The following is a 12726-nucleotide window of genomic DNA, read 5'->3' as shown; positions in this document are numbered from 1 at the left end:
GTGAACGGTTGCTGTCGTTTCACCTGGTCCCCCGGAGCTGCCGCCGTGATCCCCCACCCCGGCGCGTGTGAACGTTCACAGAGGAGTCGCCATGCGGCCTTCCACGGATCCGGCGAACACGGCGGAACTGAACCGGCTGCTGCGCGGCGGCCCCTTCCACCTCGCCCTGCGCGCCGCCCTCGCCGCCCGCGGGCTGCCCCTCCAGCGGGTGCAGCACCGGCTCGCCGCGCAGGGCATCAAGGTCGGCGTGACCAGCCTCAGTTACTGGCAGCAGGGCGCCCGCAGGCCGCGCCAGCCGGAGTCACTGCGGGCCGTCACCGCCCTGGAGCGGATCCTGGAGCTGCCCGACGGCGCCCTGGTCAGGCTGCTGGCGGTCCCGGACCCGGCGTCCGTCACCGGGCCCGCCGCCCGGCCGGCCGGCCGCTCGTACCGGGCCCTGTTCAGCGGGGGCGGGACGGTGGAGAGGCTGCTGGACGGGATGGAGCTCCCGCCGGACGGCGGGCTGCACTCGCTCGGCCACCACGAGCGCGTCCGCATCGGAGCGGCGGGCGAACTGCGGGTCCGCGAGTCCCAGCAGATCGTCCGGGCGCACCGGGACGGGGTCGACCGCTACCTCGCCGTGCACCACGGCGACCCGGGCTGCGACGTGTCCCGGGTGCGCGTGACGGCGTACGAGAACTGCCGTACGGGCCGGGTGCGGTGCCATCCGGAGGCCGGGGTGGTGGTCGCCGAGCTGCTCTTCGACGCCCGGCTGCGGCGCGGTGACACCTACGTCTTCGGCTACGGAGTCGAGGACGGCACGGGCCCGCGCAGCGGCGAGTACGTGCGCGGCTTCAGCTACGCGGGCGGCCAGTACATGCTGCAGGTCCACTTCGACGCATCGGCCCTCCCGGTGCGCTGCCGGCGGTTCGCCCGCACCGGACCGGACGCCCCGCGCACCGGCCTGGCGGACCTGACGCCGAGCGGCCGGCACCGGGCGGTGCACCTGGTGGAGCAGTCGGTGCGGCGCGGGATCCTCGGGATCGCCTGGGACTGGGACTGACCCGTACGGCCGGGTGCGGATCAGCCCGCGACGAGCTTGCCGTTCTCCGCGCGGACCGGAACCTCCGGCAGCGGCCGGTCCGCCGGGCCCTGCAGGACCTTGCCCGTGGAGACGTCGAAACGGCTGCCGTGGCAGGGGCAGTTCCCCTCGCCCTCGACGATCTTGTCGAGGACGCAGCCGGCGTGCGTGCACTGGGCGCTGAACGCCTTGTACTGGCCCTCCGCCGGGCAGCTGACGATCAGCTTCCGCTCCCGGTAGAGCTTCGCGCCGCCCACCGGGACGTCGGCCGCCGCGCCCAGCTCCACGGGGGCGGTGGGGGTCGCGGGGGTGTTGCCGCCGCTGTTGGTCTGCGTGGAGCAGGCCGTGAGGGCCGCCCCGGCGCCGGCGGCCCCCGCCAGCGCGGCGGCGCCCTTGAGGACGGTACGGCGGGCGGCGGACTGCGGCGCGGACATGCGGTTCTCCAGGGCTGCGGAAGGGGTGGGGCGGGGCACGGACGGAGGTCACGGGCGGAGCCCGGTCCGGGCACCGGCCCACCCGACGATACCGCCGCCCCATGGAGTACCTTCCTCCGCGTGATCGTCGTCGGCGGAGAAGCCCTCATCGACCTGGTGCCCGCGGTCGGACCGCCGGGCGCGCTGCTGCCCCGGCCGGGCGGCGGGCCGTACAACACCGCGCGCGCCCTCGGTCGGCTCGGCGCGGAGACCGCCTTCTGTTCCCGGGTCTCGACGGACGGTTTCGGCGAGAGCCTGCTGGCCGGACTGCGGGCGGCCGGGGTGGACGTGTCGCTGGTCCAGCGCGGGCCGGAACCGACCACCCTCGCCGTGCCCTCCCTGGCCCCGGACGGCTCGGCCTCGTACGGCTTCTACGTCGAGGGCACCGCGGACCGGCTGTTCACCCTGCCGCCCGCCCTCCCGCAGGGGGTACGGGCCCTCGCGCTCGGGACCTGCTCGCTCGTCCTGGAGCCGGGCGCGAGCGCGTACGAGGCCCTGCTGCGCCGGGAGTCGCGGCGCGGGCTGCTGACCCTGCTGGACCCCAACATCCGGCCGGCGCTGATCGCGGACCCGGCCGGCTACCGCGCCCGGTTCACGGACCGGCTGCTGCCGCACACGGGCGTCCTCAAGCTGTCCGAGGAGGACGCGGCCTGGCTGGGCGGGCGGGTCGGGGACTGGCTGGCGGCCGGGCCCTCGGCGGTGGTGCTGACCCGTGGCGCGGCGGGCCTGACGGTCTGGACGCGGGAGGGCGCCGAACACTCGGCGGCGGCCCGCCCGGTCGCGGTGGCGGACACGATCGGGGCGGGCGACACCGTCAACGCCGCCCTGCTGCACCGCCTGGCGGCGGATCCGGGCGCTCCGGTGGACTGGCAGGACGTCCTGGCCTACGCCGCCCACGCGGCGGCCCTGACCTGCACCCGGCCGGGAGCGGAACCCCCGTACGCGGCCGAGCTCAGCGGATAGCGGCCCAGACGCTCCGGGCCACGGCAGCGGCGGCCTGCAGGGCGGCCATGAGCGGGCCGGCGTTGGGCGTGCGTTCCATCAGCACGCGCACGAACATCTCTTCCTTGTTCGCGCAGTACTGCCCCGCGCCGATGTCGGGGACGCCCTCCTGACCGCCCTGACGGACCCGTCCTGCACGGGCCACGCGGTGGGCGTCGCCTCGTAGCCCCGGACGACGGGAGGGGCCCGGCCGGTGGCCTGCCCGCCCCCGCTGGTCCGAGCGCGGCGGCTGGGCCGTCCCTTCCGGATCTTGTCGGACGAGCCCGTGCCGGGCGGCGCGGGCCCGGCACGATCCGAAAGGGACGGCTTAGGCCTTGCGGGCCCGCGTCGTCGTCTTCTTGGCCGCCGTCTTCTTGGCGGGGGCCGCCTTCTTCGCGGCGGCCGCCTTCTTGGCCGGGGCCTTCTTCGCCGCGGCCCGCACCGGGGACGCCCCCGCGTCGGATACCCGGTCGGCGCCCAGGATGTCCCGCAGGAACTTGCCCGTGTGGCTCGCGCCCACCGAGGCCACCTGCTCGGGCGTGCCCTCGGCCACCACCAGGCCGCCGCCGTAACCGCCTTCGGGGCCCATGTCGATGACCCAGTCCGCGGTCTTGATGACGTCCAGGTTGTGCTCGATCACGATCACCGAGTTGCCCTTGTCGACCAGCCCCGACAGCACCTTGATCAGCTTCGAGATGTCCTCGAAGTGCAGGCCCGTCGTCGGCTCGTCCAGCACGTACACCGTCCGGCCCGTCGAGCGCTTCTGCAGCTCGGAGGCCAGCTTCACGCGCTGCGCCTCGCCGCCCGACAGGGTCGGCGCGGACTGGCCGAGGCGGACGTAGCCCAGTCCCACCTCGTTCAGCGTCTTGAGGTGGCGCGCGATCGTCGGCACCGCCTCGAAGAAGCCCAGCGCCTCCTCGATCGGCATGTTCAGGACTTCCGCGATGGACTTGCCCTTGTAGTGGACCTCCAGCGTCTCCCGGTTGTACCGGTCGCCGTGGCAGACCTCGCACGGGACGTAGACGTCCGGCAGGAAGTTCATCTCGATCTTGATCGTGCCGTCGCCGGAGCAGTTCTCGCACCGGCCGCCCTTGACGTTGAAGGAGAAGCGGCCCGGCAGGTAGCCGCGCACCTTCGCCTCCATCGTCTCGGCGAACAGCTTGCGCACGTGGTCGAAGACGCCGGTGTACGTCGCCGGGTTCGACCGGGGTGTCCGGCCGATGGGCGACTGGTCGACGTGGACCACCTTGTCGACGAGGTCGTCGCCCTCCACGCGGGTGTGGCGTCCCGGCACCGAGCGGGCGCCGTTCAGCTCCCGCGCCAGGTGCGTGTAGAGGATGTCGTTGACCAGGGTCGACTTTCCGGAGCCGGAGACACCGGTCACGGCCGTGAGCACGCCCAGCGGGAAGGACACGTCGATGTCGCGGAGGTTGTTCTCCTTGGCCCCGTGGACGGTCAGCCTGCGCTCGCCGTTCACGGGCCGGCGGATGTCCGGGATCTCGATGGACCTCTTCCCCGACAGGTACTGCCCGGTCATCGACTCGGTGTTCTTCAGCAGCTCCTTGAGCGAACCGCTGTGGACCACCTTGCCGCCGTGCTCGCCCGCGCCCGGACCGATGTCCACGACCCAGTCGGCCACCTTGATGGTGTCCTCGTCGTGCTCGACGACGATGAGGGTGTTGCCCATGTCCCGCAGCCGCACCAGCGTCTCGATCAGCCGGTGGTTGTCGCGCTGGTGCAGGCCGATGGACGGCTCGTCCAGCACGTAGAGGACGCCGACGAGGCCGGAGCCGATCTGCGTGGCGAGCCGGATGCGCTGGGCCTCGCCGCCCGACAGGGTGCCGGCGGCGCGGTTGAGGGAGAGGTAGTCCAGACCGACGTCCACGAGGAAGCGGAGCCGCTCGTTGACCTCCTTCAGGACCCGCTCGGCGATCTTCTTGTCGCGGGCGTCGAGGCGCATCCGCCCCAGGAAGTCCGCGCACTCGCTGATCGACATGGCGGCCACCTCGGCGATGGACTTCTCCATCACCGTCACCGCGAGCACGATCGGCTTGAGGCGGGTGCCCTCACAGGTGGGGCAGGGCACCTCGCGCATGTAGCCCTCGAAGCGCTCGCGGCTGGCGTCGCTCTCCGACTCCGCGTGCCGCCGCTTCACGAACGGCACGGCGCCCTCGAAGGCCGTCGTGTAGGCCCGCTCGCGCCCGTAGCGGTTGCGGTAGCGGACCTCGATCTGCGTCCGGTGGCCGTGGAGCAGGGCCTTCTTCGCGCGCACCGGCAGCCCGGCCCACGGGATGTCCGTGCGGAATCCGAGCTCCCCGGCGAGCGCGCCGATCAGCCGCTGGAAGTAGTCCTTGGTGTGGCCGAGCGACCACGGGGAGACGGCGCCCTCGTCGAGGGACTTGTCCTCGTCCGGGACGATCAGCTCCGGGTCCACCTCCATGCGCGTACCGATGCCGGTGCACTCGGGGCAGGCGCCGAAGGGCGAGTTGAAGGAGAAGGAGCGCGGCTCCAGCTCCTCGAAGGACAGGTCGTCGTACGGGCAGTAGAGGTGCTCGGAATACATCCGCTCACGCTCGGGGTCGTCCTCGGCGAGGTCGACGAAGTCCAGGATCACCATGCCGCCGGAGAGGCCGAGGGCGGTCTCCACGGAGTCGGTCAGCCGGCGCTTGGCGCTGTCCTTGACGGTGAGGCGGTCGATGACCACCTCGATCGTGTGCTTCTCCTGCTTCTTCAGCGTCGGAGGCTCGGAGAGCTGGATGGTCTCCCCGTCCACCCGCGCCCGGCTGTAGCCCTTGGTCTGGAGGTCGGCGAAGAGGTCGACGAACTCGCCCTTGCGCTCGCGCACGAGCGGCGAGAGCACCTGGAAGCGGCTGCCCTCGGGGAGCGCGAGCACCTTGTCGACGATCGCCTGCGGCGACTGGCGCGAGATGGGCCGGCGGCACTCGGGGCAGTGCGGCTTGCCGATACGGGCGAAGAGGAGGCGGAGGTAGTCGTAGACCTCGGTGATGGTGCCGACGGTCGAGCGCGGGTTGCGCGAGGTGGACTTCTGGTCGATCGAGACGGCCGGGGAGAGGCCCTCGATGAAGTCGACGTCGGGCTTGTCCATCTGGCCGAGGAACTGACGGGCGTACGACGAGAGCGACTCGACGTAGCGGCGCTGGCCCTCGGCGAAGATCGTGTCGAAGGCCAGGGAGGACTTGCCCGACCCGGAGAGTCCGGTGAAGACGATGAGCGAGTCGCGGGGCAGGTCGAGCGAGACGTTCTTGAGGTTGTGCTCGCGAGCGCCACGAACGATGAGACGGTCGGTCACGCCGGTCCGCACCTTTCTTGAGAGAGCGGGGGGCACGGCCCCCGTCCCAGGGTATGGGGGGCGCCTCTGCAGTGGAGATGGAGTCTGGACTTCGAGCGTATAGCACGCACATTCGATTTACGGCACTCCGCAGACCTCTTCACCCGATCGTGTGGCCGTCGGCTCCGAGCACTAGGCTCGAAGCCATGACTGATCATGTGCACGACCTGCGATCTGTACGTGAAGCCACGGACCGACTGCTGACCGCGGTCGCGAAACTGGACAACGCCGCCCTGTCCGAGGAGTCACACCTCCCGGGCTGGACCCGGGGCCACATCCTGGCCCACCTCGCACGCAACGCCGACGCCCTCCTGAACGTCTTCGAGGGCCGCCCGATGTACGAGAGCGGCGAGGCCCGCGACGCGGACATCGCGCGCGACGCCGGCCGGCCTCTGGAAGAACACCTGACGGACCTCCGTGATTCCGGGGCCCGCTTCCTCGCCACCACCGAGCACGACCAGGACTGGTCCCGCACGGTCGAGCTGCGCAACGGCGTCACCGACCTCGCCTCGAACGTGCCCTTCCGCCGCTGGGTCGAGGTGGACCTGCACCACGTCGACCTGAACATCGGCTACGAGCTCTCCGACCTCCCGGAGGAGTTCACCGACCGCGAGATCGCCTTCCTCGCCGACCGCTGGTCCGGCCGCCCTGAGGTGCCCGCCACGGCCCTGTCCACCGCCGACGGGCGCACCTGGCGCACCGGCTCTGCCGGGGACCCGGCCGTGACCGTGTCCGGCTCCCCCGCCGCCCTGCTCGCCTGGCTCGCCGGCCGCGGCGACAAGGGTGCCTCCCTGACCACCGCGGGCGGCCCCCTGCCCGTGCTCCCGCCGTTGTAGGAAGAGACCTCTAGGATCAACACATGACGTACACCGGAGAGGTCAAGGTCGGCGGTCCGGCCGACGTGCACGAGCTCGCGGACCTGATGATTTCCAAGGTCGCGGTGGGTTCGATGAACAACAACGCGTACCTGCTGCGCTGTCGGGCCACCGACGAGCAGCTGCTCATCGACGCGGCCGCCGAGCCGCAGACGCTGCTGAACCTGATCGGCGACGACGGCATCGCCTCCGTCGTCACCACCCACCGGCACGGCGACCACTGGGGTGCGCTCGCGGAGGTCGTGGCGGCCACCGGGGCGCGGACCTACGCGGGCGCCCTCGACGCCGAGGGCATCCCGGTCGCGACCGACGTCGCGGTCGCGGACGGGGACACCGTGCGCGTCGGGCGGGTCGAGCTGACCGCACGGCACCTGGTCGGGCACACCCCCGGCTCGATCGCGCTGGTCTACGACGACCCGCACGGCCACGCGCACGTGTTCACCGGCGACTGCCTCTTCCCGGGCGGCGTCGGCAACACCCACGACGACCCGGAGGCCTTCAAGAGCCTCCTCGACGACGTGCAGCACAAGCTCTTCGAGCAGCTGCCCGACGAGACCTGGGTCTACCCGGGCCACGGCAACGACACCACGCTCGGCGCGGAGCGTCCGCACCTGGCGGAGTGGCGCGAGCGCGGCTGGTAGGGACGGCAACGCGTCAACTTGGCTACGCGGAGCACTCCTTCCGGTCGTTGACGGCCGAACTCATGTCCCGGCGGACGGGGAGGCGGTATTTGGTGCGGCATGCAACAGGACCCCTCCCCGCCCCCCGCCCCTGCCGCCTCCCCCGCTCCGGCCCCGCGGGCCGCTGAAGACGGCGGCCCCGCCCGGCCCGGGATGCTGCGGCTCGCCTCCGCGGCGCTCGCCGGGACCGCCATCGAGTTCTACGACTTCTTCGTGTACGGGACGGCCGCCGCACTCGTGCTCGGCCCGCTCTTCTTCCCCTCCTTCTCCCCGCTCGCCGGGACCCTCGCCGCCTTCGGCACCTTCGGGGTGGGCTTCCTCGCCCGCCCGCTGGGGTCCGCCGTCTTCGGCCACATCGGCGACCGCTACGGCCGGCGCCCCGTCCTGTTGGCCTCCCTGCTGCTCACCGGCCTCGCCACGGTCGCCGTCGGCTGCGTGCCGACGTACGGGACGATCGGCATGGCCGCGCCGGTGCTGCTGCTCCTGCTGCGCTTCCTCCAGGGCCTGGGGCTCGGCGGCGAATGGGGCGGCGCGGTGCTCCTGACCGCGGAGCACGCGCCGGAACACCGGCGCGGCCTGTGGGCGAGCTTCCCGCAGATCGGCCCGTCTGTGGGGTTCCTGCTGGCCAACGGCCTGATGCTGGGGTTGTCCGCCTCGCTGACCGACGCCCAGTTCACCTCGTGGGGGTGGCGCGTGCCGTTCTGGGCGGCCGGGCTGCTGGCCCTGGCCGGGCTGTGGCTGCGCCGCTCGGTGGAGGAGACCCCGCAGTTCCGCGCGCTCGCGGCGACCGGGCGGCGGGCCGACGCCCCGCTCGCCGAGGTGTTCCGGGGCCACTGGCGGCTGCTCCTGCTGACCGGCGGGGCCCTCGCCGTGGGCTACGCCGTCTTCTACGCGGTCACCACCTGGTCCCTCGCCTACGCCACCGAGCACCTCGCGGTGGGCCGCACGACGATGCTGGCCTGCATCATGGCGGCCGTCGCGTTCAAGGGCCTGATGACCCCGCTGCTCGCGATGCTCGGCGACCGCTACGGGCGGCGGCCGCTGTGCCTGGCCGGGTGCGCGGCCAGCGCCGTGTGGATGTTCCCGCTGGTGGCGCTGTTGCGGACGGCCGACCCGCTGCTGATGACGCTGGGCTTCGCGGTGGCGCTGCTGGGCATGGTGACGATGTTCTCGGTGGTGGGCGCGTACCTGCCCGAGCTGTACGCCCCGCGGATCCGCTGCACGGGGGCGGCCGTCGGCTACAACCTGGGCGGTGTGCTGGGCGGGGCGCTGACCCCGATCGTCGCGACGGCGCTGGCGGACGGCTCCGGGCCGCCGTGGGGCGTCGCGGCGTACCTCACGGCGATCGCCCTGGTCAGCCTGGCGTGCTTCGCGCTGCTGCCGGAGACCAGCCCCCTGGTGGTGGGGAAGCGGTCGGGCGTGGAGTCCCAGGAGAAGAAAACGGAAACGGGGGCGGCCGAAGCGGCCGCCCCCGTGTAGGTCCGGGAACCGGGTCAGGCGTCGATGCTCTCGGTGCGGGCGGCGGCCTCGGCCGCCGCCTGCTTCTTCGAGGCGATCAGGCTGGTGATCGTGGTGATGACCAGGACACCGCAGATGACGCCCAGGGAGACGGGGATGGAGATCACCGGCACGTGCACCCCGGACTCGTGCAGGGCGTGCAGCACCAGCTTGATGCCGATGAATCCGAGGATGATCGACAGGCCGTAGCTGAGGTGGACCAGCTTCTTCAGCAGGCCGCCGATGAGGAAGTACAGCTGGCGCAGGCCCATCAGCGCGAAGGCGTTGGCCGTGAAGACGATGTACGGGTCCTGGGTGAGGCCGAAGATGGCGGGGATCGAGTCCAGCGCGAACAGCACGTCGGTGGTGCCGATGGCGAGCATGACGACCATCAGCGGCGTCAGTACGCGCTTGCCGTTGTTGACGATGAAGAGCTTGGTGCCGTGGTACTGGTCGGCGACGCCGAACTTCTTCTCGACGGACTTGAGGAGGCGGTTCTCCTCGAACTCCTCGTCCTCCTCGTCCTTGCGGGCCTCCTGGATCAGCTTCCACGCGGTGTAGATCAGGAACGCGCCGAAGATGTAGAAGACCCAGCTGAAGCTGGCGATGATCGCGGCGCCGGCGGCGATGAAGACCGCGCGCAGGACGAGTGCGATGAGCACGCCGATGAGCAGCACGCGCTGCTGGAGGTGGGAGGGCACCGCGAACTTCGCCATGATCAGGACGAAGACGAAGAGGTTGTCGACGCTGAGGGACTTCTCGGTGATGAAGCCCGCGAAGAACTCCTGGGACGCCTGGGGGTTGCCGAAGAACCACAGGCCGAGGCCGAAGAGTGCGGCGAGGACGATCCAGACGACCGTCCAGATGCCGGCTTCCTTGATCGATACGTCGTGGGGCTTGCGGCCGATGAAGAAATCGGCGCCGATGAGCAGGGACAGACCGAGGATGGTCGCGACCCAAAGGGCCCAGGAAACTTCCATGGTGAATACGCCTCCGGCGGATGGCTCAGCACTTCGTCAGCGTCATCGCTGCCGGAGGTCTCTTCCACCCGGGCGGCCTGGAGGCCGTGGGCCGACGCCCCGGGACCGACTTGCGCTTATTCAAGCAATGGTCCGTATTGACGGGTACGCCGTAGCAGGAAAGCAGGAATACTCCCCTCCGCGGAGACGAGCTTACCCGCCGAAGGCGGTAAAGGTAAAGGGAATGCCAAAGGATGGTCACGGACGGGTAGTGCGCCGGGCCTCCGCCACCCGGTCGAGGGCCTGGTCGAGGACCCGGCTGCCCTGCGGCGGGAGGTCCGGCTCGAAGGTCCAGGCGTGGTGCACCCAGGGGTCCGCGAGGTGGTTGTCCGGGACCGGCGAGAGCCGCATCAGGGAGCGCCACAGCGGGTCGAGCAGCGGTCCGTAGGCGGACGCCTCGTCGCGGTCGGCGACCATCAGCAGGTGCACACCGACCGCCGCGCCCTCGTCCGCGAGGTAGCGCAGCTGGGTGACGGCCCGGTCGTCGAAGCCGTGCGGGAAGTCGTGGACGATGAGCAGCTGGTCGGCCGTGTCCACGTCCGGCGGCAGGTCTTCGGGGGCTCCGGCCTTGAGCGCCATCTGTACGAGGTCCACCCGGCGGGTCAGCTCGGCCAGCGTCCGGGTCACCCCCGCGGCCCCGGCGGCGGGCGGTGCGGCCAGCACCCCGGCCCGTACCAGGGGAGCCAGGGAGGCGGCGCCCGCCCCGGCCGCGTCGATGACGTGGACGGAGAACCGGTCGGCGGGGTGGACCGCGAGCAGCCGTACCGCGTGGGCGACGGCCATGTCCATGGCGGCGCGGCGCAGCCGGTCGGTGTCCATGGCCATCGCGGCCTCGGAACCGGTGCGGCCGTTGTCGATCCACAGTCCGCGCTCCAGCGGGACCCGGACCAGCATGGGGATGCGCAGGTCGGGCCGCTCGGGCAGGTGCAGGTCGCCCAGGCGCAGGGCGAGGGGGCCCTCCTCCGGCGTGCGGTGGCCGTGCCAGACGGGGTTGTCCCAGCGGGCGTACGAGGCCGGCAGCGCGGGCTCGACGACCTCGGCCTCGGCGATCAGCTGGGCGAGGTCGCGGTCGAGGACGGCCTGGGCCTGGGCGACCAGTTCCTCGCGGCGGGCCCGCGCGGTGTCGCGGGCGGCGTTCCCGGAGCCGCCGATGCGGTGGCGCGGGTCCGAGAGGGCGTCGTCGAGCTCGCGGTCCATGCGGGAGTCGGCGAACTCCACGGCGCTGCGGTAGGCGGCGACCGTGCGCGCCAGGTCCTCGAACATGCCCCAGACCTGGTTGTAGAGCCGTTCGTCCATGGACCAGCCGCTGGCGTCGCCGGCGACCGGCCGCGGGGGCTGCCCCGACTCGGCCGCCGCGGCGGCCCGGGGAGCCGGCTCGGGCGGCTCGCTGCTGGTGCGGCGGCGGCGCGGGTGGGTGTAGCTGATCGTGGGCGGGGAGCCGTCGCCGGTGGGCGCGGGACCGGGCGTACCGGCGTACGGGACGCCGGAGACCGGGATCGGGTCCGGGGGCTCCGGGGCGGGCGCGGGGGCCTGGGCCGGGGTCTGCGGGGTGCGCAGGTCGCCGACGAGGGTGGGCATGGCCGCGAGCGTCACGTCGGCCTCCTTCGCCGGGGCGACGGTGCGCAGCGCGGTGGCGGCCAGCTCCCGGGCGGCCGGTGCGGGCATCCCGCCGTCGGCGAGGAGGGCGCCGAGGCCGTCGGCGTAGCCCTGGCCGACGGCGCGGACCTTCCAGGCGCCCTGGCGCCGGTACAGCTCCAGGGCGGTCACGGCGGTCTCGGCGTCCAGCCCGGTGAGGGTGTAGCCGGCGATCTCGGTGCCGCCGTCGGCTGCGGCCACGGCCACGTAGGAGGCCGGGACCGCGCCGAAGCGGACCGGGCCGCCAGGCGGCAGGACGAGCAGCACGCCGACGCGGTGGACGTCCGCCGCGACGGCGTCGAGGTCCACGGCGAAGGTGTGCCGGTCGGCGAGGTCCGCCGGCGCGTGCACGCCGGGGAGGGACCTGGCGCCCGGGTGGGCCAGGACCTCGGTGCCGGTGAGCCGGCCCTGTTCGTCGGCGAGCGAGGCCAGGGCGAGCACGGGCGTGCCCGCCGAGACCCTGATCTCCACCCGGCTCTGGGACACGGGGTGGTTCTGCCCCCGGACCAGTTCGGCCGTCATCGTGCAGCCCCTCCCCCGTGCCTTCTTTTCTCTTCTTCCGGTACTGCTACAGGTGCGGCAGGATTGCCGGCATCAGGTCCTGGAAGGTGCGGCCGTTGGCCGGGTTGCCCAGGGCCGTCATCTGCCAGCCGGAGCCCGCGCGGGACACCTTCGCCATGATCTGCGCGGTGTACGCGCCGCCGCCGTCAAGGGTGTAGCGGGCCAGCTCCTGGCCGTTGGTCTCGTCGACGATGCGGCAGAAGGCGTTCTGCACCTCCTGGAACGTCTGGCCGGTGAAGGAGTTCACCGTGAAGACGATCTGGTCGATGTGGACCGGCACGCGCTGGAGGTCGACGAGGATCGCCTCGTCGTCCCCGCCCTGGCCGACGCCGCCGACGAGGTTGTCGCCGGTGTGGCGCACCGAGCCGTCGTCGCTCTGCAGGTGGCGGAAGAAGACCACGTCGACCGGCTGCTTGTCGGCGAAGAGCACCGCCGACGCGTCGAGGTCGATCTCCCGCGTCCGCGAGCCGAACAGTCCGCGGCGCTTGGCCGCCTGCCAGCCCAGGCCCATCCGGACCGCGGTCAGCGTGCCTCCGTCCGCCTTCTGCAGACTGATGGCCTGACCCTTGGTCATGTTGACCGTCACGCGCGTCCCC

The 12726-nt window shown here is 72.3% G+C and carries 11 protein-coding genes; 5 read left to right on the top strand and 6 right to left on the bottom strand.

Going from position 1 to position 12726, the window contains the following annotated elements; genetic code table 11:
- Positions 1-91: 91 nt before the first annotated feature.
- Positions 92-1042, top strand: a complete 951-nt coding sequence (locus OHA91_RS28155; protein WP_328740245.1) for a hypothetical protein — start codon at positions 92-94, stop codon at positions 1040-1042.
- 20 nt (positions 1043-1062) lie between these two features.
- Here the strand turns inward: OHA91_RS28155 and OHA91_RS28150 are convergent, their stop codons facing one another.
- Positions 1063-1494 carry a Rieske (2Fe-2S) protein gene (locus OHA91_RS28150; protein ID WP_031149139.1) on the bottom strand — a complete coding sequence of 144 codons (432 nt, stop codon included), beginning with the start codon at positions 1492-1494 and terminating at the stop codon, positions 1063-1065.
- A 120-nt stretch (positions 1495-1614) separates the two neighbouring features.
- Here OHA91_RS28150 and OHA91_RS28145 point away from each other — a divergent pair, with 120 nt between their 5' ends.
- The gene (locus OHA91_RS28145; protein WP_266502235.1) at positions 1615-2496 is read left to right on the top strand and encodes a carbohydrate kinase family protein; all 882 of its coding nucleotides are present in this window, start codon (positions 1615-1617) and stop codon (positions 2494-2496) included.
- Here the strand turns inward: OHA91_RS28145 and OHA91_RS28140 are convergent.
- Both OHA91_RS28140 and uvrA read right to left on the bottom strand, forming a co-directional pair.
- Positions 2486-2680, bottom strand: a complete 195-nt coding sequence (locus OHA91_RS28140; protein WP_328740244.1) for a hypothetical protein — start codon at positions 2678-2680, stop codon at positions 2486-2488. The genes OHA91_RS28145 and OHA91_RS28140 overlap by 11 nt on opposite strands.
- Before the next feature lie 162 nt (positions 2681-2842).
- Positions 2843-5824, bottom strand: a complete 2982-nt coding sequence (gene uvrA, locus OHA91_RS28135; protein WP_266502231.1) for an excinuclease ABC subunit UvrA — start codon at positions 5822-5824, stop codon at positions 2843-2845.
- A gap of 185 nt (positions 5825-6009) precedes the next feature.
- Here uvrA and OHA91_RS28130 point away from each other — a divergent pair, with 185 nt between their 5' ends.
- From OHA91_RS28130 to OHA91_RS28120, 3 genes are all read left to right on the top strand, one after another.
- Complete coding sequence (locus OHA91_RS28130) at positions 6010-6699, top strand: maleylpyruvate isomerase family mycothiol-dependent enzyme (protein ID WP_031149145.1); 690 nt, start codon at positions 6010-6012, stop codon at positions 6697-6699.
- A 23-nt stretch (positions 6700-6722) separates the two neighbouring features.
- Entirely contained in the window at positions 6723-7379 is a 657-nt protein-coding gene (locus OHA91_RS28125) for an MBL fold metallo-hydrolase (RefSeq protein ID WP_328740243.1), read from the top strand.
- A gap of 192 nt (positions 7380-7571) precedes the next feature.
- Positions 7572-8897, top strand: coding sequence for an MFS transporter (locus OHA91_RS28120; RefSeq protein ID WP_266502721.1), 1326 nt, complete (start codon positions 7572-7574; stop codon positions 8895-8897).
- A 14-nt stretch (positions 8898-8911) separates the two neighbouring features.
- On the opposite strand, the gene OHA91_RS28115 is transcribed toward OHA91_RS28120, so the two are convergent.
- The 3 genes from OHA91_RS28115 to OHA91_RS28105 all read right to left on the bottom strand — a co-directional run bounded on the left by OHA91_RS28115 (position 8912) and on the right by OHA91_RS28105 (position 12716).
- Positions 8912-9895 carry a TerC family protein gene (locus tag OHA91_RS28115; protein WP_031149151.1) on the bottom strand — a complete coding sequence of 328 codons (984 nt, stop codon included), beginning with the start codon at positions 9893-9895 and terminating at the stop codon, positions 8912-8914.
- Between the two features lie 237 nt (positions 9896-10132).
- Positions 10133-12091: a TerD family protein gene (locus tag OHA91_RS28110; protein ID WP_031149154.1), complete on the bottom strand. Its 1959-nt coding sequence runs from the start codon at positions 12089-12091 to the stop codon at positions 10133-10135.
- Positions 12092-12137: 46 nt separating this feature from the next.
- Entirely contained in the window at positions 12138-12716 is a 579-nt protein-coding gene (locus tag OHA91_RS28105) for a TerD family protein (protein ID WP_031149156.1), read from the bottom strand.
- Positions 12717-12726 lie beyond the last annotated feature (10 nt).

Source organism: Streptomyces erythrochromogenes (genome assembly GCF_036170895.1).
In the GTDB taxonomy this organism is placed as follows: domain Bacteria; phylum Actinomycetota; class Actinomycetes; order Streptomycetales; family Streptomycetaceae; genus Streptomyces; species Streptomyces erythrochromogenes.
The sequence above is the reverse complement of the archived record's forward strand: the minus strand, read 5'-3'. Positions and strand labels throughout refer to the sequence as shown.

Bases quoted from the DNA above. Each gene is read 5' to 3' on its own strand.
- OHA91_RS28155 (WP_328740245.1), top strand. From the start codon at position 92: ATGCGGCCTTCCACGGATCCGGCGAACACGGCGGAACTGAACCGGCTG.
- OHA91_RS28150 (WP_031149139.1), bottom strand. From the start codon at position 1,494: ATGTCCGCGCCGCAGTCCGCCGCCCGCCGTACCGTCCTCAAGGGCGCC.
- OHA91_RS28130 (WP_031149145.1), top strand. From the start codon at position 6,010: ATGACTGATCATGTGCACGACCTGCGATCTGTACGTGAAGCCACGGAC.
- OHA91_RS28125 (WP_328740243.1), top strand. From the start codon at position 6,723: ATGACGTACACCGGAGAGGTCAAGGTCGGCGGTCCGGCCGACGTGCAC.
- OHA91_RS28120 (WP_266502721.1), top strand. From the start codon at position 7,572: ATGCTGCGGCTCGCCTCCGCGGCGCTCGCCGGGACCGCCATCGAGTTC.
- OHA91_RS28115 (WP_031149151.1), bottom strand. From the start codon at position 9,895: ATGGAAGTTTCCTGGGCCCTTTGGGTCGCGACCATCCTCGGTCTGTCC.
- OHA91_RS28110 (WP_031149154.1), bottom strand. From the start codon at position 12,091: ATGACGGCCGAACTGGTCCGGGGGCAGAACCACCCCGTGTCCCAGAGC.